The sequence below is a fragment of the Streptomyces sp. NPDC002125 genome (assembly GCF_053593715.1).
In genome coordinates, this window is sequence record NZ_JBSFDD010000009.1 from 80,161 (window position 1) to 100,613 (window position 20,453).

16 protein-coding genes are annotated in these 20,453 nt (G+C 67.6%); 5 read left to right on the forward strand and 11 right to left on the reverse strand.

The window, feature by feature from the left end; genetic code table 11:
• Positions 1–69 precede the first annotated feature (69 nt).
• The 5 genes from ACWCQM_RS17670 to ACWCQM_RS17690 are packed head-to-tail and all read right to left on the reverse strand — an operon-like array spanning position 70 to position 3,967.
• Positions 70–1,359, reverse strand: coding sequence for a cytochrome P450 (locus tag ACWCQM_RS17670; protein ID WP_450916156.1), 1,290 nt, complete (start codon positions 1,357–1,359; stop codon positions 70–72).
• Entirely contained in the window at positions 1,356–1,967 is a 612-nt protein-coding gene (locus ACWCQM_RS17675) for a GTP-binding protein (protein WP_450916157.1), read from the reverse strand. Before ACWCQM_RS17675 ends, ACWCQM_RS17670 begins: the two co-directional genes overlap by 4 nt.
• Complete coding sequence (locus ACWCQM_RS17680; protein ID WP_450916158.1) at positions 1,945–2,325, reverse strand: DUF742 domain-containing protein; 381 nt, start codon at positions 2,323–2,325, stop codon at positions 1,945–1,947. Before ACWCQM_RS17680 ends, ACWCQM_RS17675 begins: the two co-directional genes overlap by 23 nt.
• Complete coding sequence (locus ACWCQM_RS17685) at positions 2,322–2,837, reverse strand: roadblock/LC7 domain-containing protein (RefSeq protein ID WP_450916159.1); 516 nt, start codon at positions 2,835–2,837, stop codon at positions 2,322–2,324. The genes ACWCQM_RS17680 and ACWCQM_RS17685 overlap by 4 nt, the downstream gene beginning before the upstream one ends.
• Entirely contained in the window at positions 2,834–3,967 is a 1,134-nt protein-coding gene (locus ACWCQM_RS17690) for an ATP-binding protein (RefSeq protein WP_450916160.1), read from the reverse strand. The genes ACWCQM_RS17685 and ACWCQM_RS17690 overlap by 4 nt, the downstream gene beginning before the upstream one ends.
• A gap of 715 nt (positions 3,968–4,682) precedes the next feature.
• Between ACWCQM_RS17690 and ACWCQM_RS17695 the strand changes: the two genes are divergently transcribed.
• From ACWCQM_RS17695 to ACWCQM_RS17710, 4 genes are all read left to right on the forward strand, one after another.
• Complete coding sequence (locus ACWCQM_RS17695; RefSeq protein WP_450916161.1) at positions 4,683–5,768, forward strand: aldo/keto reductase; 1,086 nt, start codon at positions 4,683–4,685, stop codon at positions 5,766–5,768.
• 62 nt (positions 5,769–5,830) lie between these two features.
• On the forward strand, positions 5,831–5,953 hold the full coding sequence (locus ACWCQM_RS17700) for a hypothetical protein (RefSeq protein WP_450916162.1): 123 nt from the start codon (positions 5,831–5,833) through the stop codon (positions 5,951–5,953).
• Between the two features lie 50 nt (positions 5,954–6,003).
• Positions 6,004–6,447 carry a DUF6302 family protein gene (locus ACWCQM_RS17705; protein WP_450916163.1) on the forward strand — a complete coding sequence of 148 codons (444 nt, stop codon included), beginning with the start codon at positions 6,004–6,006 and terminating at the stop codon, positions 6,445–6,447.
• Between the two features lie 95 nt (positions 6,448–6,542).
• On the forward strand, positions 6,543–7,280 hold the full coding sequence (locus ACWCQM_RS17710; RefSeq protein WP_450916164.1) for a M15 family metallopeptidase: 738 nt from the start codon (positions 6,543–6,545) through the stop codon (positions 7,278–7,280).
• A 136-nt stretch (positions 7,281–7,416) separates the two neighbouring features.
• Here ACWCQM_RS17710 and ACWCQM_RS17715 read toward each other — a convergent pair whose 3' ends face one another.
• Together ACWCQM_RS17715 and dnaE are read right to left on the reverse strand one after the other, a co-directional pair.
• Complete coding sequence (locus tag ACWCQM_RS17715) at positions 7,417–7,800, reverse strand: DUF6300 family protein (protein ID WP_450916165.1); 384 nt, start codon at positions 7,798–7,800, stop codon at positions 7,417–7,419.
• Positions 7,797–11,399 (reverse strand): DNA polymerase III subunit alpha, encoded by a 3,603-nt coding sequence (dnaE, locus tag ACWCQM_RS17720; RefSeq protein WP_450916166.1) that lies wholly within the window; start codon positions 11,397–11,399, stop codon positions 7,797–7,799. The genes ACWCQM_RS17715 and dnaE overlap by 4 nt, the downstream gene beginning before the upstream one ends.
• Before the next feature lie 484 nt (positions 11,400–11,883).
• Here dnaE and ACWCQM_RS17725 point away from each other — a divergent pair, with 484 nt between their 5' ends.
• Entirely contained in the window at positions 11,884–12,633 is a 750-nt protein-coding gene (locus ACWCQM_RS17725; RefSeq protein ID WP_450916167.1) for a carbon-nitrogen hydrolase family protein, read from the forward strand.
• 58 nt (positions 12,634–12,691) lie between these two features.
• Here ACWCQM_RS17725 and ACWCQM_RS17730 read toward each other — a convergent pair whose 3' ends face one another.
• From ACWCQM_RS17730 to ACWCQM_RS17745, 4 genes are all read right to left on the reverse strand, one after another.
• On the reverse strand, positions 12,692–18,010 hold the full coding sequence (locus ACWCQM_RS17730) for a condensation domain-containing protein (protein WP_450916168.1): 5,319 nt from the start codon (positions 18,008–18,010) through the stop codon (positions 12,692–12,694).
• Entirely contained in the window at positions 18,003–18,269 is a 267-nt protein-coding gene (locus tag ACWCQM_RS17735) for an acyl carrier protein (RefSeq protein ID WP_450916169.1), read from the reverse strand. The genes ACWCQM_RS17730 and ACWCQM_RS17735 overlap by 8 nt, the downstream gene beginning before the upstream one ends.
• 11 nt (positions 18,270–18,280) lie before the next feature.
• Positions 18,281–19,534: a condensation domain-containing protein gene (locus ACWCQM_RS17740; RefSeq protein WP_450916170.1), complete on the reverse strand. Its 1,254-nt coding sequence runs from the start codon at positions 19,532–19,534 to the stop codon at positions 18,281–18,283.
• 91 nt (positions 19,535–19,625) lie between these two features.
• Entirely contained in the window at positions 19,626–20,441 is an 816-nt protein-coding gene (locus ACWCQM_RS17745) for a hypothetical protein (protein ID WP_450916171.1), read from the reverse strand.
• Positions 20,442–20,453 lie beyond the last annotated feature (12 nt).

Sequence of the window (20,453 nt, forward strand, 5' to 3'; positions counted from 1 at the left end):
GTGGCCGGGCCGGGCTTGCCTGTGGCGCGGCGCTGTACTCCTTGCTGTGTGGTGCGGGGAAGGCGAGGTTCAGCGCGGCCGGGCGGCCGTCGGCAGCCGCCCGGCCTCAGGCCGTCGCGGCTCGATGCTCATCGGGCGCGGCGGGGTGCTCGGTGCCGGTGCGAGGGGGGTGAAGCGGCAGGGGAGGGCCGTGAGGACGCGGTAGATGGGGTCGGGCCGGTGCATCAACTGTTCGACAGGGACGGCGAGTTCGATGTCCGGCAGGGTTGCGGTGAGCCGCTCGATCGCGGCGGTCGCGACGACGAGGGCGATGGACTGCGCGGGGCACTCGTGGGCGCCGGCGGCGAACGCCAGGTGCGCCTTGCGGTCGGAGCGGAACCCCTCACGGGTCTGCCCGGTGTAGGGGCAGGTGTTGATCGCGGCGTAGGAGACGAAGACCGGCTGGCCCTGCTCGATGTCACGGCCGTGGAAGTGCACGGAACGATTCGGACGGTGGAGGCTGTACATGGCCAGTGGGGGGTCGTTCCACAGGACGTCGTCGACGGCGTGCCCTATGGGCAGGCTGCCGGTGGTCAGGGTGCCGCGGTATCGCGGGTCGGAGAGCATGCGGGCGGCGGTGTTGGCGATGAGCCCGGCCAGTGTCTCCCACGCTGCGCCCTGAGTGATCAGGATCTGGTTGATCACCTCGTCGGGGGACAGTCCGTTGGGGTGGTCGATGAACCACGAGGTGAGGTCGTGGCCTCGCCGGGCGGCCTTCGTCTGGTAGAGCGTGCTGAGGTAGGCGCCTAGGGTCTGCTCGCCCTGGGCCTTGCGGGCGAGGTCAGTGCTCGTCATCGCCTCGATCGCGTCGATGAGCTGGGTTGCGGCGTTGTCGGGCTTCCCGAAGAGGGTGTTGAGCACCATCAGGGGGAGCCGCCGGGCGTACTGGCTCACGAGGTCGGTCCGCCCGGCGTGGGAGAACTCGGCCAGGAGCGTGTCGGCGTGGCGCATCGTCGTGTCCCGCACGTGCCGGGGGTCGAGGAGCGCGAAGCTGTCGGTGATGACCCGGCGCAGGTGGGCGTGTTCCTGTCCGTCCGCGAAGAACAGGCTGGGGCGCCACTGGAGCATCGGCATGACCGGGCTGTCGGCCGGGACGTGCTCCATCCACCCGCGGGTGTCCTTGGTCCACAGGCCGCTCTGGTCGTGGAGCAGGTCCAGGGCGGCCCGGTAGTCGGTGATCACCCAGACGAGGACGTCGGCGTCGATCTCGGCGAGTCCCACGGGGCCCTGCTGTCGCAGGCGGGTGAAGCTGAGCTGGGGGTCGGCGGCGTGCTCGGCGGTGTAGAGCGGCACGGCGGACAGCTGGGGGGCGGACGTCATGACAGATCGGCTCCGGCGCGGGATACGAGGTGGTCGGCCAGTGTTCTGAGCGCGTCCAGTACCGACGTGCGGTCCCGCGCGTCGCAGGTGACCAGAGGGGTGTGGTCTTCCAGGTCGAGCTTCTTGCGCACGAGGTCGAGCTCGTGCGCGGGGGTGTCAGGGAACCGGTTCAGCGCGACGACGTAGTCCAGTCCGGCGTCCTCGACTAGGTCCATCACCTCGAAGGAGGCGTCGAGTCTGCGGGTGTCGACGAGGACCAGGGCGCCGAGCGCTCCCTGGGCGATGTCCTCCCAGATCACCCGGAACCGCTCCTGTCCCGGCGTCCCGAACAGGTACAGGACGATGCGGGTGTCGCCGAGTGTGATGCGGCCGAAGTCGATGGCTACCGTGGTGGTGCTCTTGCCGTCGACGACGAGGTCGTCGACCGACGCCGCGGCCTGCGTCATCGGCTCTTCCGTGTGCAGGCTGCGGATCTCGGACACCGTCTCGATGGCCGTGGTCTTGCCGATCCCGAACGGCCCGACGATGAGGATCTTCACCAGGTCGAAGTCCCCGTCGGGCAAGTACACCGGTGACGGCACGCTGCTAGAGGGCGGTGAGGAGACCATCGCGGACCCTTTCCAGGAGAGACTTGTCGGGCCGCCCGGCCCCGGGTGTCCGGATGCCGTCGGGAACTCCGGACAGGGGCGCTCGGGCCATCAGGTTGCCGTCGTCGATGAGCTGGGAGGCGAGCATCATGCAGACCCCCATCGGCAGCCGCAGGTAGCCGGCGGATTCCGCGACGGTCAGCGGGCCCTTGGCGGTCAGGTCCAGCAGCCGTTGCTGGGCCGGGGTGTGGTGGGGCTTGGCCGGCAGGCTGGTGGCGATGAGCGCGGTGAGCGACTGAAGCGAATTGCGGGTGGGAGCGCTGCTGCCTCCGGGGGCCAGGTAGCTCGGGACGAGCCTGCGTCCCTGGCCTCGGCTCATGAGGCGGGGCCGTCGTTTCGCGAGGACACGGTCATGAGCTGGTCACCGAGGTTCTTCGCCTGCTTGGCCATGGTCTGCGCGATGATGCCCATCGGCGTCGCCGGGCCGAACGCGGCGGCGAGGTAGGCGTTGGTCTCCCCGCCGACAGGCATGACCATGAGGGTGCCGGCGCTCACGGCGCTCTGCGACGTGGGGTCGGCGTCCAACTGCACGGTGATGGTCGAGATGGGTGTCTTCTCGTGGGCGCCGAGGGCCTCCACCGCCGCGGCGCGGCCCGCTCCGTGGAGGGACGAGATCGCCGCGGAGATCCGGTCGACGGTGTCCCTCTTGGCGCGGTCGTCCATGTCCCTCTTGGTCCGGTCGGCCGGGCCCGTGGTGGTGCCTTCGGACGCGCCCACGACGATTCCGTCGGAGGAGATGATCAGTGCGACGTGCACACCATTGATCGTGGTGATCGGGTCCAGGACCCAGGACGGATCGGCGATCTGCGCAACCAGGGTGGAGCTGCTCATGTTCGGTCCTCGTTTCGGATGTCAGAAGGGGTTCCGGCTCGTCCGGCGGCTATCCCCTGTTCGAAGGCGTCCCAGGTCGAGCGGGCCTGCTCCGGCTCGGGGGGATGGCCGCCGGGGGCGGTTCGCTCCTCCAAGGTGGGCTCCCTGCGGCGGCGGTACCGCTGGGGCAAGGCCCCGCTGTCCGGACTGGCGGCCGGGGAGTCGTCGCTGGTGGTGATCGCCCGGCGGGGTGCGCGGGGTGCGGGGGCAGGCCGAGGGGACATGGCGGAGAGGGGATCGGTGTGAGGGTTGATCGAGGTGACCAGGGCCGGAGGGATGGTGATGACCGCGCGGACGCCCGAGTAGGTGGACACCTGATCGACGGTGACCTGGAATCCGTGGTCGGCGACCAGCTGGCCGATGGCCGCGAAGCCGAGGGCGGGAGGGTCACCGAGTTCGGTCAGCAGGACCTGCTGCCTGCCGGCGAGCAGTTGGGCCGCTCTGTTGGCTTCCTCCGCGGTCATGCCCTTGCCGGCGTCGTCGATCTGGATGCACACCGCGCCGTTGTCGGTCTGCAGGAGGGTGACCTCCACCGAGAGGTCCGCGCGTGAGGACTCCAGAGCATTCGCGAGCAGCTCCGTGCAGGCCACCGCGATCGGCTCCGCGGCGCGCCCGACGACACCGACGGTGTCGGTGCGCAGCTTGGAGTGGACGTGGATGCGCTCGAAGCCGTGCAGGCGGGAGGTCGCCCCGGTGACGAGATCGGGCAGATGGGTGTCCGGGCGCACCAGGCCGGGCCAGGAGCCCGTGACGATCGCCGCCTTCTGGACCAGGCGCGCCAGCTGCTCGTTGAGGTGGTCGAGGCGGAAGTAGTTCTTGAGGGTCTCTTCGTCCTCGCACGCCTGCTGCAGAAAGTCGAGATCGGTCTGCATCTGGTACGACTTCGCCTGGATCTCCATGCAGGCACCGCGCAGCGCGGCGCGGGCAGCCGCATCCACGCGGTGCCGCTCCTCGAGAACCGCCCTCGCGAACAGTTCCTGGACGGAGTCGAGGAAGGCCGCGAACTCTGTGCCGACGAGGCCGGTGTCGATCAGGCCGGGAACGGGGTAGTGGGTGCTGCGCAGATGCAGAGCCAGGCTGGGCAGCCGCACGTTCACAAGGTGTTGCAGCGCCTTGTTCCTCCGCTGCTCATCAGCCTCAGCGGCCGCCCGGGCCTCGGCGCGACTGCGAGAGAGGGCCCGGCGTGATCGCGTCATGAGGGCCACGGCGGCAGTGACGCCGCCGACGGTTGTGCCGCTCAAGGCCGCGATGGCCACTTCGTGTATCGCAGTCACGGTCAGGTCCTCGGGTATCGAGGCCGCCTCCCCGGACACCGTGGGGTGATGTCAGGGTCACCCTGGGGGATGTTCGGCATCCGGGGAAGCGGCGGATGGTGACAGGCGAGTGGTCAAGTGCTCCCGAGCTCTCGCCTGAGGGACGTGAGGGGTGGTGCAGCCGTCGTCAGCTCCAAGTCCGGCCTCATCAGACCGGTTTGGAACTGATCAACACCCTGCCGCGCTCCTGGACGGTCCCGCCAGGGTGCGGGTGTGTCGTCCCGGTGGTCGTTCTTCCCGTCCCACCCCGCGAACCCGGGCGGCGAAATCGGCACAACTCTTACAAATCTTGCGGTCGTTGCGAGCTATCTGCTGGAGAGGTGACCACCGGGACGACACACCGGTCACCTGGACGCGGCTGCCGGGGGAATGCCACGGTGAGTGGGGACAGGCTGGCAGCACCGCCGCCGCCCGCCGACTTCTTTCGCGCCGACGCGCCCGCCGCAGCGGGCCGACGCGGCGCCCCTGATCCCCGCGAAGAGAGCGAGCCTTCGTGACCGCTTCGTATCTGTCCCGCCGGCGCCTGGTGGCCGGGCCGGACGAACACCCCCTGGGGGTCGGCTGCCGGCCCATCGGTGGACCGGCGACCAACGAGGGCCGTCCGGTCGGATGGGCCCATGTGGCCGACAGCAGCGCGGTCGACGCCCTGCTTCACGCGCACGCCCGGGGAGCGACCGTGTACGACACCTCGGACGTGTACGGGCTCGGCCACTCCCAGAGGCTGCTGGGCAGGATGCTCACCCAGGTGCCGCGTACGAGCGTGCGCATCACCTGCACGGTCGGCACATACAAGGGCACCGGCCAGCACGCCTACAGCTCCCTCAACCTCTTCCGTCAGGTGGAGCAGACCCAGGAGAACCTCGGCGTGAAGCACCTCGACGTGCTGGTCCTCGCCCACGACGATTTCGGGCCGCGCGACCGCTACCTCGAAGAAGCACGGGACACCCTCAGGGCTCTGTGCGACTCCGGCGACGTCACAGCGATCGGGATGCGCGTGCCTGGCGTCCTGCCGGCAAGTCCAGCCACTTCCGACCCGAGCGCCAACTGCTGGGGAACCCAGGCGCGCTACGACTTCCTCTTCGATCAGCTCAACCCGCGAGTTCTCAGCACCACGGCCAGCCCGCTCGCACCGCAGGCCGGTCACACCATTGTGGGCGGAGCCGAGAGCGTCTTCTCATTCGCACGCCGGCGCGGTGCCGCCACCATGATTCACGAACCGCTCCTGCACGGACTACTCACCGGGAAGTACGGTCCCGAATCGCCCTTCTCGCCTGGTGACATTCGCTCCCGGTACACCCCGGCGGACCTGGAGATCGTCGACCGCGGCCTGGAGGTGCTCCGCAACCGCTTCGGGAGAGATCCGCAGGCTCTCGCGCGGCTTGCCTTGCACTGCTGCCTCAGGAGTTGCCCTGACTCCATCGTGCTGGCCGGGGTCTCCAGCGCGGAGCAAGTAGACAAGAACTTCGAGGGACTCAAGGCCGAAGTGAGTGACGACGACTACGCGCTCGCTGAGCGCGCGTATTCGACTCTGTACGCCGAGCTCGCCCGGCATGCCGCCTCGGCTCCGGCAGTGCCCTAACGGCTGCCAGACTCCCTGCAAAGCCGTGACTTCTTCTGCGGAAGCCTCGGAGTCAGCGCCCAATGCCGACAGCGTCCGGCGGTCTCTTGGGACCGCCGCGTGTCGATATGAAGGGCTTGTCCGACCACCACACGGTCGTGGTGCGCCTGGACCGGGACACCCTCACCAAGGTCCCCAACCACTAGCTCACCCGAACGGTGTGACCGATGTCCACGATGCGAGGCCCGCACCTTCCATGCCCCGCTTCCCGCTGGCGCACATCGCCGCTCCCCTCTGCCGCCCCTCACCCGAAGAGTGCGCTGAGGAATGCGCCTGGTTCCGGGAACGCCTCGCCGACCCAGACCTCCTTGACGGCGCGGTTGGTGTGAAGGTGGACGGCGCCGTACTCCTTGCGGTGCCCGCCGGCGGCAGCCGCCGCGGCGGTTACCTGTCGGTGGGCGCCGTGGCTGAGGCCGTGCGTGTCTGGGCGGCCCTGCGGGGCCGGCCCGGATTCCCGCGCGTCCGACTCGGTCTCTCCCTCCACCGAAACACCTGCCACACCGTCAGCTGGGGCCCGCTCCAGCCCAGGGACGACGCCGAACGGGGCAGGTACTTCGGGTACGCGCCCTCCGCGATCGACACCTTCCTCCTCCTTCACCACGTTTCCCGGAGAGGAGCGGGCCGGTGCAACCGGCCATAGACAGATCTATGAGCCCACGAGACGCCGACCATCAGCCGCCAGATGTCCGCCACCCCAGGCCCTTGCTACCCGAATGGACCGAAGGCATCTGCGCTATGAGCGAGAGTTCCCGCCGCTTCCTGCCAGCCGCTCACTGCATGCCCGAGATCGCGGAGGAGGGCATTGCGATGTCCGATCCTCGGGTTGTCGCCGTGCGGGTCGCTGATTGTGGAGAGCCTCTGGTGTCCCTACGCGACGACGATCGGTTTCTGATCGACGAACGCAAGGCCACCACCACGGAGGCTTTTGTGATGATTCGCTCAGGGCTAGTGGATCAGCTATGGGCGGCCGAGGAGTATCTGCGCAAGCGAGGCCGCAGACTGCGCGTCGTTGAGTGCTACCGGCCGCCGACCCAGCAGAGCCGATACTTCCGGGAGGAGATGTCGCGGCTGTCCGCTGAACATCCGGACATGACCTCGGATCAGCTCATTGCACTGGCTGGCCGGTACGTTTCGCCGCCCTGGGTCGCCCCGCACAGTTGCGGCGGCGCGGTCGATGTCACTCTCGCCTCCCTGGATGGCACCGAGTTGGACATCGGCTACCGGGTCAACGCCACTCCCAAAAGATCCAGAGAAACGTCATTCCTGAATGCGCACACTCTTCCAGAGGAGGCTCGCGCCAACAGAATGCTGCTGATTTCGGCTATGGCCCATGGCGGCTGGGTGCCCCATTGGTATGAGAGCTGGCACTTTGAGATCGGGACGAGGTTTGCGGCTCTAATGACCAACCTGGATAATTCCGTGTATGGGGTAATAGCCGATCCACACGCGGAATCTCTCCGGTTGGACGACTGATATCAGAGGCGTCCATGTCACACCATGGTTCCGCTGCCCCGAGGATCCTGTGAACCGGGAATGCACAAACCAGCGGACGCTGGATTGGCCGGGGACGATTCTGATAGCGTGCCGCATCCTGCCAGCAAAGCAGCCTTCAGAGGGCGCCGCGCAGCCACAGATCGTGTTCCGCTGCGAGAAGCTCCTCGTCAACGCGCTCCTGGCGTAGCGACTCGACCCACGCTGCTACGAGCCCACCGAAAACGGTGACGTTCTCGGGACTCATCTTTTCGTCAACGGAAAATAGTGCGATCAGTTCGGCGGCTGCTGGGTATCGGCGAGAGCACTGGGGGCATAACAGGGTCTCGCGGATGCCTGGGACATCATTTCCGGTTTGATTTTTCCACGAGTGACTAAACCGGACGAGAAGGAGCCCAGGAGTTCCGCAGGCCCGGCAGTCCGACACATCGTCAATCTTGACGAATAGCTCGTCATGACTGGCGAGGACAGGAGTCGCCCCGGTCCCATGTGTGTCACTCACGCCACACCTTGCCAAGCATCCGGTCCGAACGTGCCCTTGATGTCGGACGCCAGCGAGGCCGCGTCGACTTGTGCTGCCAAGGCGAAGACAGTTGTCTTCTGCGGGCCGCGGACAGCCAAGTGGACAGGGCTGTCGCCAGGGTGTGCATGCAGGATGCGTTTCAGATCTGCGACAGTCCGGTCGGAGACGCGATGAAGAGGAAGTGCTAGGCGCACGGGGGGCCTGCCGCCGTGCTCGGCGCTAGAGACGTCCAAGACCGAGAGCTCCCTACCGAAGATATTCAGGGTGCCGTCTCGGTCCTCGATCTTTCCCTTGACCGAAATGACATTGTCTTCAGTCAGGGCGTGAGCAAAGAGCTGGTAGACGGCGGGGAAGAAGAGCACCTCAATGGACCCTGTAGGGTCTGCGAGGTTGGCGATGGCCCAGTTGTTTCCCTGCTTGGTCATCTTCCGCTGGACGCCGGTGATCAGGCCGGCGAGCTGAACGTCTCCTTGGGTCCGTCCGGAGGCCAAGAGCTCAGCGATCGTGGTGTCTCTGGATCCGGAGAGGATGTGCTCGGCACCGTCCAGGGGATGCGCTGACACGTACAGACCCAGCATCTCCCGCTCGGTAGCGAGGAGTTGCCGGCGGGGCCATTCCTGTTCGTCGACAGGGAAGTCGAGCCCGAATCCGGCACCAGCGTCTTCGGCTTCACTGCCTCCCAGGCCGGCGAACAGATCGTCCTGCCCGTAAGAGGCTGCCTTCTTGACGGGCACGACGGCGTCGACGGCGTCTTCGTGGATCGCGCACAGGCCGCGCCGGGAGTGGCCGAGGGAGTCGAAGGCACCGGCCTTGATCAGTGATTCGATGGCCCGCTTGTTCAGGGCCGGTAGGTCACACTTGTCAAGCATGTCCGTGAACGAGGAGAACTTCCCCTTGGAGCGGCGTGCAGCGACGATGGCCTCGATCACTGCGTCGCCGACGTTGCGAACGGCTCGCATGCCGAAGCGCACATCGTCGCCGATGGCTGTGAACTCTGCGGTCGACTCGTTGACGTCTGGCTGCAGAACTCGGACGCCGTTCGCGCGGGCATCGGCCAGGTAGACGGCTGCCTTGTCCTTATCGTCTCCGACCGAGGTCAGCAGTGCGGCCATGTACTCGGCGGGGTAGTTGGCCTTGAGATATGCCGTCCAGTAGGAGACCAGGCCGTAGCCTGCGGTGTGGGACTTGTTGAATGCATAGCCGGAGAACGGCAGCATGACGTCCCAGATGGCCTTGATCGCTTCTTCTGAGTAGCCATTGCTTCTCATGCCACCTGCGAACTTGTCCCACTCGGCGGCCAGGACTTCAGGCTTCTTCTTTCCCATGGCCCGGCGGAGCATGTCGGCGCCGCCCAGGGTGTAGCCGGCGAGTTGCCGGGCGATGGCCATGATCTGCTCTTGGTAGACCAGCAGGTGGTGGGTGGAGCCCAGGATCGGGTCGAGGGCTTCTTTCAGGTCCGGGTGGATAGGGGCGGGTTCCTGCTTGCCACTCTGCCGCAGTGCGTAGTTAGTGTGGGCGTTGGCGGCCATTGGACCGGGCCGGTAGAGCGCGAGCGCTACGGCGATGTCCTCGAATCGGGTGGGCTGCATCAGCTTCAGCAGGGTGCGCATGCCGCCGCCGTCGAGCTGGAAAACCCCGAACGTGTTGCCGTCGGCCAGGAGCCGGTAGGTCTTTGAGTCGTCCAAGGGGATGACGACTGTCTCTGTATCGCCGTCCATCGGGTCTACTGTCGCCAGCTTGATTCCGCGGTTTTCCCGGATGTTCTGGATCGCCTGGTCGATGACACCGAGGTTGCGCAGCCCCAGGAAGTCCATCTTGACCAGCCCCATATTTTCGCAACTGGGGTAGTCGAACCCTGTGATCTTCACGCCATCAGAGGCGCGCATGTGCAGGGGGATGCGATCCGTCAGGCGGGTCTTGGAGAGGATCACCGCGGCCGCGTGCACGCCAGTGCCGCGCATCAGGCCTTCGACACCCTTGGCGGTGTCCATGACCTTCTTCACATCAGGTTCGTTCTCGTACAGCGCCCGGATTTCGCCAGCCTCGCCGTACCGAGGGTGCTGGGGGTCCCAGATGCCCGACAGGGTGATGGTCTTGCCCTGCTGGTCCGGGGGCAGCGCCTTCACGATCCGCTCACCATGGGAGAACGGGTAGCCGAGGATGCGCGAGGAATCCTTGATCGCGTTCTTCGCCTTGATCCGGCCGAAGGTGTTGACCATGGCTGTGTACTCGTCACCGTACTTCTCGGTGACGTACCGGACCATCCGTTCGCGCTGGCGGTCGTCGAAGTCGAGGTCGACGTCCGGCGGGTTGATGCGCTCCGGGTTGAGGAACCGCTCGAACAGGAGCCCGTGCTCAAGTGGGCAGAGTTCGGTGATCCGAGTGGCGTAGGCGACGATGGATCCGGTTGCCGAACCACGGCCGGGCCCAACCGGAATGCCGTTGTCGCGCGCGTACTTGCAGATGTCAGCGACGACGAGGAAGTACGAGGAGAATCCCATCGGACCGATGATCTTCATCTCGGTCTCGAAGCGTTCCATTACGTGATCGGGGATCGGGTCTCCGTAGCGCATGGCGAGACCTTTGAGGACGTCCTTGCGCAGGTACTCCTCCTGGGTCATCCCTTCCGGGACGTCAGGAAACTGCGGCATCTCATCGACGTTGTCGAATACGTCGTCGTACGAGCCGATACGCTCAGCGATCAGCAATGTGTTATCGCAGGCTTCCGGCAGTTCCGAGAATAGTTCACGCATCTCGGCCGCGGTCTTGAGATAGTAGCCGGTGCCCTGGAATTTGAAACGGTTGGGGTCGTTCTTGTCTTTACCCACCCCAATGCACAGGAGGTTGTCGTGTGCCTCCGCGTCGGTCGGATGGACGTAGTGTGCGTCATTTGTTGCCAGCAAGGGAATGTTCAGTTCCTTTGCAAGGCGAAGCAGTCCTTCTCGCACCTCGCGTTCGATGGACAGGCCGTGGTCCATCAACTCGAGGAAGTAGCTGTCCTTGCCGAAGATGTCCTGGTAGGCGCTGGCAGTCTCTCGTGCCTCCTCGTACTGCCCCAGGCGGAGACGGGTCTGGATGGCGCCTGAAGGGCAACCGGTGGTGGCGATGATCCCTTGAGAGTGCTCGCTGATCAGCTCCATGTCCATACGCGGCTTGCCAGCGGGGAACTGGCCCGTGTATGAGGCTTCCGTCGAGAGAAGGAAAAGATTGCGGAGGCCTTGGACGTTTTCTGCCCACATGGTCATGTGAGTGAATCGGCCACCGCCGGATACGTCCTTTGAACCCTCGCCGTCATCGCTCATCGCGCGCCGGCCGCCAGGTCCCCAGAATTCCTGCTTCTTATGCCTTCGCGACGAAGGTGCGACGTATGCCTCGATGCCGATGATGGGCTTTACGTTGCCGAATCCTTTAGCCACTGACTGGAATTCATAAGCCCCGAACATGTTGCCGTGATCGCTCATGGCGATTGCTGGCATTCCTTGGCGCGCCACTTCCTCGAACATTGGCTTCATTCGCTGCGCTCCGTCGAGCATCGAGTACTCGGTGTGATTGTGCAGGTGAACGAAGCTGCTACTCACGGTGCGGTGGCTCCCTTGCGCATTGGCTGGCCCGAGCAAGGGTCCCAAGCCTAGCGGGACTTGGCGATTCGTCAGGACGCGACGCACACATCCGCCGGCGCTGAAGTTGCTACATCGGTTGATGTGGTGATCACGAAAATTCGGGTAGAGCCGCTCCGGCCTGGGAGGATGCTGGCGGCATCGCCTCATCGGCAGCCCGGGGGCCGATCGGATCCCCAGTTGCGACCTCTCATATTGCGCCTTAATTCCGATTTGCTAGACAATGTGGTGATCTGCATGTTTGGTCGCAGTCTCTACGTCTAGGAAGGCAACAGTGCCCCGCTCCACCGTCAGCTCGTCCGCGCCACCGACGCCACGATGGGACCTGCCGCACCATGCGGGCGCGGCTCGTCACCTGCGGCTGGCAGTGGCGCAGAGCAACGTCCCGGATGACCCAGCCGACCCTGCTCTTCTTCGCGCGAGCGGGGCTCAGGTCCGCGCGCAAATGCGGGAGGCCGCCGATGCCGGGGCCAGGCTGGTCCAATTCCCCGAGGGGGCAATCGTCTACCCCGACCCAGACGCTATGCCGGCGGCAGATGGGGGGACGGTGAGCTGGACGGAGACGGCCTGGGATGTCATCGGCGCAGAGGAGGAGGCGATCAGGCTGCTCGCCAGAGAGCTCGGGATCTGGGTCGTCTTCGGCACCATCCGTCCTCTGGCTCCAGCGGTACTCCCGCGAAACTCCCTACTGGTCGTATCGGATCAGGGAGAGATCACGGCCAGGTACGACAAGCGGATCCTCTCGCACACTGAGGCCACCCGCCTGTACTCCCCTGGGAGCGAGCCGGTGGTATTCGAGATCGATGGGCTGAGGGTCGGCTGCGCGCTGTGTATCGAGGCGAACTTTCCCGAGCTATTCGCCCAGTACGAGGCGCTCGATGTGGACGTGGTCCTGCTGTCGGTGATGGTGGACGACGCGGCCCGCGCTGTCGTCGCTCAGGCATACGGAACGCTTTTCAATTACTGGATCGGCTACTCGGTTCCCGCCCAGTTCGGCTCCACGGCCCCCGCTGGGGTCATTGGCCCGGGCGGCCGGTGGCTCGCGCGCTGCCCGGCGGAGGACCGTCCGGCTCTGGCCGTCACGGATCTGGACCTGGACGCTGAAGATCGGGACATTGCCATTGGTCTACGGCTGGCCCGGCCTTGGCGGCGGCTGGCCCGAGCACAGAGCCGCAAGGCCGGGCTGATCGGCTGACGGCGGCCAGACCGCCCCATTGCTGATTGCCGTGGGACTGTGCGCAGCACCCTTGCGGCTACAGGCAGCGGCTGCGGGCAGACTCGGGCGCCCCGGTCGCGTACTGCCGCAAGCTCTCCCCCGCGCGCTGAAGCAAGGGGGCAGCGGGCGCGCCGTCGAGGGTGCACAGCATCAGGCTTACCTGGTCGTCGTCGCGGAGGACCGCGGTGATCTGCCGGGGCCAGTGAAACCGGTCGCGGGATTCCAGGACTTTCAGCCTGCTTCTGCTGCCTCTGGTGCCCGAGGCGGTGGTGAGGTTGAAGGAGACCGCCGAGTCGTGCTCCCACTGCCGCCAGGTCGAGGCGGCTGCGTGGGCATTGGCCAGTGGGGCCGCTTCGCTGGCGTAGATCCGTGACTGGAGGCGGGCAGGATCGTCGTCGGGTAGGACCGGCACAGGAGTGAAGTACCAGAGCATGCCCCAGGCGTCGTCGGCGTGGGCGATGCGGGGGTCTCGCCCGTTGGTGACGAGGTAGAGCGTCGTGTTCTCCTCGGCAGCGACAGCCTGTCCGGTCAGCGCGGCCAGGCATGCTCGCAGGTTGGTGCCCTGCGCTGCGGCACGGGCGCGGCATGCACGTACGGTTTGCGCTGGCACAACGAGGTGGTCTTCGTCAGGCGGTCCCAGAGTCCAGGTAAGTGGTGAAAGACGGTGCGCGGGCGCGCCGGCGGCTGTCCCGCGGCCCAGATGCCGGAGGACGGGGGCGGAAGGCGGGCCGGAGGGGACAGTGTTGCCGTCGGCCAGCAGTGCGAGTTGGTGGAGGAAGCGTCGGTTGCTGTGCCCGTCCATCAGCGCGTGATGAGTCTCCATGCCCAGGAGTAGGCCATTGCCACCGGTGAAGGCGGTCAGCGCGGCGAGCGGAGCGCCGTGGCCGGCTTGCTGAACGTCGAGGTGCGCGGGCGCGGCGATCCACGCGCGGGCATCCTTTTCATCGCCAGGTTCGATCTGCAGATGCGGCCCTGCGTTCGATAGCCATCGTTGGGTGAGCACGCCGGTGCTGGTCTCGGTGTGGAACCGGCGGTGGAGGGCGTCCAGACCATCCAGCCAGTGTTCGAGGCGCTGGAGGAATCGTTCCCGCTCGCTGGCAGGTACAGCGAGGTGGAGGAGCTGTCGTGGGAGGTAGATCCCCGCCGCTGGGTCGCAGGCGCCGAAGTGGAGCATCATCTGCTGCATGGCGCCGGCGGGGGCTCGCAGCGATCGCTGCTGCCGCGCGGTCGGGCGTGTAGAAATCAGGGCCTCTGGCGTGCTGAGCGCCGCGTTGATGGTCTCGAGGATTGTGGCGGCTTGCTGAGGGGAGGTGGAGTCGCCGTGTCTCAGGGTTGCGGTCGTGCCATCCGCGCCAGCACGGAAGGTCAGCGCGAGGGGGTACGGGGTGAGCAGCGCCGGGTTGGCGGAGGCCAGCGCCTGAATGCGGCGCTCCAGTGCGTCCGGCGCTGCGCCAGTGTCCTGAATGTCGACGGCGATGTGACCGACTGCTGATCCGAGGTGAGCCCGGCCGCTCCAGCGCAGGGCGCCGTAGCCGGCACCCTGATCCGGGACATCGGCGAGCTCCAGCGCCAGGTGCTCGATCGCCTCGGTCGTGGGCAGGTAGGGCGCGAGGACGGGATGATGGAGTCCGAACCAGCCGACGGCGTCGCTCAGATCCAGTTCTGTATGGCTGCGCCCGTTGCGTTCCAGGTCGATGACGGTGGGCTGGCCGCCGTTGTGGTGGCCCAGCGCCTGCCCGGTCGCGGCGAGGAGATACGTGGCCGGGCTGTGTTGCCAGCGCCGGGTGAGCTCGCTCAGGGGCGGCAACGTGATGCTGGTCTCCCGTAGCCGGGAGACGAGCGGGGTCTGGGGTGCGGTGCGCCCTCCGGCCAGTACGGCGCGCCATAGCCCGGTCTCGGCGTCGAAGTGACCGGCCGCGGTCTGCTGCTCGGTCAGCTCGGCGAGTTCCTGGTAGGCGTGGTCCTCGGAGAGGCTGGCACCGTCCAGGGCGAGGGTCAGTCGTCGGCCGATCACGGCCCAGGACCAGGGGTCGACGGCAAGGTGGTGACCGAACAGAACGAGGCGTCCCGATCCGTCGTCCCGCTGGACGGCGACCGCGGCGAGCATGCGTCCGGTGACCGGGTCCACAGCGCGCTGAGCCCGGGCCAGCGTCTGTCGCAGGTCCAGCTCGGGGGCTCTCTCGGCCACGGTGGCGACGAGCGGCTGGTAGGGGGACGTCACGGTGAGGAATTGCTCGCACCGGTTGGTGCGGCAGCGGAGCGCTGGAGTGCTCTCGACGAGGTGCTCCAGCGCGGAGGCGAGCTCCGCTGTCGGCGGCATGCGGTCGAAGGCGATGCTGTGGCGCAGGATCCACCGGCGCCAGGCGGGGATCTTCAGCTGGTGCATCCACCGGCCGGTAGGGGTGAGCGGAAACTGCGTGCTCGCGTGCCGGGCTCTGCTCTGGGCGCGGTCGTGGGCGAGCCGGTGCTCGAGGTCGCGGTAGTAGGGGGCCTCGTACACGTCGGCGGGGGTGAGCTGGAGTCCGCTCTGGCGCAGCCGGGTCAGCAGGTGCAGGACGGTGAGGGAATCTCCCCCGTCGTGGAAGAAGTGGCTGTCCGGGGTCGGTGCGATGCCCAGTAGTTCACGCCAGATTTGGCCGAGCGCCGTGTCATCGGCACTGAGTCGGGTGGACGAGGGTGTCGCAGATGTGGCGAGGGCAGCGAGCACGTCGTCGTCGGGCTTTCCGGTGGGGCGGGTGGGGATCCGGTCGACCTGGTGGACCTGGTGGGGCCAGTGAGTCGGCGGCAGCATCTGTCGGAGCCGGGCGGTCAGTTGCTGGGCGTCCGGGCAGCCCTCCACGAAGAGCAGCAGCCGTACGGTTTCGTCGTGGCGGTGTGTCAGGGCACGTGCGGCTGTGCAGAGGCCGGTGCGGGCGGCGTGATTCTCAAGGGCATCCAACTCCACTCGGTGTCCGCGGATCTTGACCTGACGGTCAGTGCGGCCGAGATGGACCAGTCCGGCGGCGGTGTGCACGGCTCGGTCGCCGGTGAAGTACCAGCGGTCAGCGGCGTCCGGCAATGGGTGAAAGGCATCGGCGGTCAGATCGGGCTGTTCCAGGTAGCCCTCGGCAAGGCCGATGCCGGTCAGCGCCAGTTCGCCGGGGGTTCCGGGTGGGGCAGCGGCTGCCCGGTCGATGACGATTCGGGCGGCCAGACCACGGATGGGCCGGCCGATGGGCACTGGGTCGCCGGCTCCGGGGGTTGACTCATGGATGGTCGCGGTGACGGTCGCTTCGGTGGGCCCGTAGATGTTGAACGTGCGGGCAGGAGCGAATCGGTCGAGGTCGGTGCTGCGGCAACTGTCCCCGGCGGAGGCGATCATCCTCAGATCGGGCAGGTGCACGTCGGCATCGAGGCTTCGGAGTAGGCCAGCCGGGAGGAAGGCGTGGGTGATGCGGTGGTGCCGCAACTGCTGGGTCAGCGTCGTGGTTCCGGCGGGGTTGCCCTGGATCAGGGTCGCTCCCTGGACCAGTGCCGTGGTCACGTGGCAGATCCAGGGGTCGACGGTCGGCGGGGCGACCAGCAGTACGCGGCTGGTGGCGTCGAGGCCGAACCGGTCCTGTTCTCCGTGAATGAGGTTGGTGAGCGCGGTCAGTCCCACGGCGACGCCCTTCGGGCGGCCGGTGGACCCGGAGGTGTGGATCACGTAGGCGGGCGGGTCCGGCAGTCCGTCCTGGTCCGCGGTGGGAGAAAGGAATACGGGGTGGACGCCGACGGGGTCCAAGCGCAGCGCGGCGGGCCGGTCGGGTGGCGTGTCGCCGTTGTAGGGGATGTAGGTGCAGCCCAGTTGGAGGCAGGCCAGCCAGGCCGCGGCTCGGTCGGCGAGGCGGAGTCCGCCGACGAGGACCTCGCTGCCCTTTCGCGCGCCCGCGTGCTGCAGCGCTTTGGCGGTGGCGGTTGCCAGCCTGAGCAGTTGCGGGCCGGTGCAGGCGGTGTCCGTGTCCAGGATGACGGTCCGGTCGGTCTGGCTCAGTTGCTGGACAGCGGCTTCGTGTAGCGGCGGACCGGTGTAGCCGGGTGCCGGGGTGGCCAGGGCCTGGACGCTGGCGCGGTCTGTCGGGCTGAGCAGTTGGTCGGAGCAGAGCGGGGTGTCCGGCTCTTCGACGAGCGTGTGGAGGAACTGGCGGAAGGTGCTGGCCCACCGGTCGAGGCCAGCGGCAAGCGGGTCGGTGGCGCGGCCGGTCAGCTCGACGGTTGTAAATCCGTCGTCCAGTGTGCGCACGACGGTGCTGAGCGCGGCGCCTTGGGGCGTGCTGTCGGCCGTGATCGCAGAGAGAGTGATGCCGGGCAGGGACGGGTCCCCGGGTGGGGCGACCGCCTGCATCACGAACGCGGTGACGCCGGGGGCTGCCAGAGTGGGGGCTCCGGCAGCGTGCAACTGGTCGGGGTTCACCATGACGTGGTCGCGCGCCTCCAGGATGGCGCGGTGCGTCGCCCGGACGTATTCCGGCAGCCGGGTGGCCCAGGGCATGGTCAGCCGGAGCGGGAGCACGTGAGCGAACTGACCGACGGTGTCGAGGTGCTCGTCAGTGCGGGTGTCGACGGCCACGTGGATACTCAGGTCGCCGGTTCCCTGGAGGCGGGCCGTGGTGTGGGCGTGGGCCGCCAGCAGGACAGCGGGCACCGTGGCGCGCGACGCTCGTGCGGCGCGGGCGAGGGCGGCTGTCTGAGCGGGTGACAGGTGCACACGGAGCCGGGTCACAGTCCGCACCGGCTCCGGATCGGGCAAGAGCCGGGCCTGCGGTGCAGCAGTGAAGTCTGCGTACCGGCGGCGCCAGTAGGCGCCAGCCGCTTCGTCGGGAGTCTGGGCGGCGAGGGCCCGGGCGAAGGAACCGGGTCGCTTGCGCAGGTCGCCCCGGTAGATCGCGGCCACGGTGTTGAACAGCAGCTTCATGGAGCGGCCGTCCGCGAAGGCATGGTCGATGATCTCGGTGACCACCCAGGTGTGTTCGGCGACACGGTGCACGGTGATGTGGCCGATCAGGCCGTGAGCAAGGTCGTAGCGGCGGCCGAGTTCTTGGTGGAAGTCGTCAAGAATGGCCTTCATCGTCGGCTCGACGGGCTGTCCGCTCCGCCGCTGGTCGACGAGCCGTACGTCGATGCGGGCCTGGGCGCCGGTCTGCCAGGTGTCTCGGTCGGACAGGTGCAGTCGCAACGCGTCGTGTTCTTGGGCGGCGGCGCGGTAGGCCTCGGCGAGCCGGTCTTGGTCGAGGGGCCCGTCTAGGCGGAAGATCCGACCCGAGTTCGCCGTCGGATGGCCGAGCCGCCGGGCCGCAAGCAGAGACATCTGCGCCGGGTGCGCCGCGAGCTCAGACACCGGATTCCTTCCGTTCCGCGATCAGTGCGGACAGCTGCGTGACGGTGGGGTGGTCGTGGAGGTCGACGGCGCCCAGGCGCAAGCCGTGACGGCGCTGGATCGCGCCGGAGAGCCTGACCACCCCGAGGCTGGTCAGGCCCTGTTCGAACAGGTTGGCGTCTGCGTCGACGGGCTGGTCGGTGATGGCCGCGCAGGCCTCCAGCAGCCACGCGCGGTCGTCGGCGGGCGGGCCCTGCCGCGGGTCGGTCGTCCGGTCCATGAGCGGTACTCTCATCCCTTCGCGGTCAGGCGGTTCAGGTGGTCGGTGGTGCGCTCCAGCAGGTCAACGGCCTGCTCTTGGGTGAGGCTGGCGGATGTCCAGGACGCACGAAGGCGCCCTGGGCCGGTGGCCGAGGCGGACAGTTGCAGGCTTAGTGGGTGTTTCGGCCCGGCGTTCGGTGCGGCGAAGCTGCTCCAGGTGACCGGGCCCAGCCGGCGGGTGGTGACTGGTTGCTCGATGGCCAGGGATATCTGTGGCCGTCCGACGGAGCGGCTGAGCAGTCCCGGTCGGGCGTGGGCGTGCCGGGAGGCGAAGTTGAGCGCCTGTTGGCAGTGCTGAACGAGGCGGTCGCCGGTGGGTTCGAGACGAATGGGCAGGGGGGCGGAGGCGACGAAGCAGCCGACGATGCCGGCCTCTGCGGCTGTTCGTCGCAGGCTCATCGGCATGTGCAGGACGATGCGTCCGTGCCCAGTTTGCTCGGCCACGGCCTGGGCGACGGCTGCGACGTAGACCGCGGCCGGGCCGACGCTCAGACGCGCGGACACATCGGCGGTGTCTACTGGGCCGAGGGCGCGAGCTTGTTGGCCATAGCCGTTTGGGGCCGGTAGCCGTTCAAGGTACTCGGGGTAGGGGCGGGTTTCGTGCGTTTGGCAGCGCTGCGCGACGGCTTCGGCGGCCGTGCGCGCGCTGGTAGCCGCCGCGGCGCTGATGCTGGCCTCGGCCCATCTGCCGTAGCGCAGGTCGGGGCTGGTGGGTGCCGAGATCGGTGGGGTACCGGCGCGGCGCACGATCTCAGTCCACAGCAGTTGGAGTGCATGCTCGTCGGTGTACAGGTGGTGCGTCATCAGGGCACAGACCGTGCTGGGGCCGGCGGGGGTCTCAGGGAGGTGGAAGAGGGCGAAGCGGATGCGAGGGCCGCTGCCCCAGATGTCGTAGGCGGCGGCCCGCTGGGTGGCCATCCAGGCTTCGACCGTCGCGATGGCGTCAGCAGGATCGAGGGAGCGCAGGTCGGTCTCTTCGGCGGGGATCAGAGTCGGTCCCAGCCCGGCGCTGGCGCTGATGCGGTAGCGATCGTCGAGGTTGAGAATCCAGTGCAGGGCGTCGTGCCGGGCGGCGGTACCAGTCGCGGCTTGCCGCAGCGCCTTCGCTGGGACACCGTCGACGATGATCGCGTTGACCATGGTGTAGGCGGCGGGGTCCGGATGGCTGATGCCGGCTTCGAGGATGGCCTCCTGCGGAGCTGACAGTGTGCGTGGCTGTGTCACCTGGGTCCTCAATCCCGCGCTGGTAGGCCGGTGTATGGCGCCGGCGGATGCCGGGGGCTGCGAGCAGCACCCCCAAGGGCCGCAGACGGGATCACTGCTTGTTGGCCCAGTAGCCGGTCATCAGGGTCTTGCGCAGGACGCCGTCCTGGCTGCCGGCGACGCCGTGGAGCGAGACGGGCGAGTTGGGCATAATGAACGCCCGATTCGGGGCGAACTGCACCTGGTGGGCCGTGCGGTGCGCGGCGTTGGAGCTGAAGTTCAGGAAGTCGTGTTCCCCGGCGCGGCACTCGTACAGTGCGGTCCCGTAGCGGTTGACGCTGGTCTCGTCGGTGTTGCCCTCGAGCTGGAGGTAGACCACGATCGTCAGGAGCTTCGGTGCGGCGTCCAGGTGTGCGCCGAGCGCCTCGGTGGCGCCGGTGTCCTGGTTGGCGTAGAGCTTGAAGTTGGGCTGGTCCCGGCCCTGGAGCCGGTCCAGACCCAGGTGCTCCTCCAGGGGGCCCGCGAATCGCTCGAACAGCGCCCGGACGAACTCGGGATGACGCAGCGCCAGGCGCGTTCGGTTCCACGTCTCGGTAGCCATCGGCGCGTCGCTGCCCGCGAAGTTCTCGATGATGCGCTCTTTGCGGTTGCCGAGGTAGGCCTTGGGCTGGCCTTCCACGAACCGGGCGACCGGGTCGAAGCCGGACTGCGAGGGCCAGTTCGCCAGGACGCTGCGGTAGAGGTCCTCGGGCAGGAAGTCGTCGACGGTGGCGAACGGGAACGGGTCGTCGTGCAAGACCGTGCGGTCCAGGGCGGGGAGGAGCTCGGCGGCCCCGGCGGGGATGTCGGCGCCGATGACCCGCTGGTAGCCGTCCAGGTAACGGGCCAGGCGGGGGTGGGCGGTGGTGGTCTGTCCGGTGGTGGTCACGGTGTTCCCTTT

Excerpts from the sequence above, each read along its gene's own strand:
- ACWCQM_RS17680 (WP_450916158.1), bottom strand. The coding sequence starts at position 2,325 with ATGAGCCGAGGCCAGGGACGCAGGCTCGTCCCGAGCTACCTGGCCCCC.
- ACWCQM_RS17675 (WP_450916157.1), bottom strand. The coding sequence starts at position 1,967 with ATGGTCTCCTCACCGCCCTCTAGCAGCGTGCCGTCACCGGTGTACTTG.
- ACWCQM_RS17705 (WP_450916163.1), top strand. The coding sequence starts at position 6,004 with ATGCCCCGCTTCCCGCTGGCGCACATCGCCGCTCCCCTCTGCCGCCCC.
- ACWCQM_RS17670 (WP_450916156.1), bottom strand. The coding sequence starts at position 1,359 with ATGACGTCCGCCCCCCAGCTGTCCGCCGTGCCGCTCTACACCGCCGAG.
- ACWCQM_RS17685 (WP_450916159.1), bottom strand. The coding sequence starts at position 2,837 with ATGAGCAGCTCCACCCTGGTTGCGCAGATCGCCGATCCGTCCTGGGTC.
- ACWCQM_RS17700 (WP_450916162.1), top strand. The coding sequence starts at position 5,831 with ATGCCGACAGCGTCCGGCGGTCTCTTGGGACCGCCGCGTGTCGATATG.
- ACWCQM_RS17710 (WP_450916164.1), top strand. The coding sequence starts at position 6,543 with ATGAGCGAGAGTTCCCGCCGCTTCCTGCCAGCCGCTCACTGCATGCCC.
- ACWCQM_RS17735 (WP_450916169.1), bottom strand. The coding sequence starts at position 18,269 with ATGGACCGGACGACCGACCCGCGGCAGGGCCCGCCCGCCGACGACCGC.
- ACWCQM_RS17725 (WP_450916167.1), top strand. The coding sequence starts at position 11,884 with ATGCGGGAGGCCGCCGATGCCGGGGCCAGGCTGGTCCAATTCCCCGAG.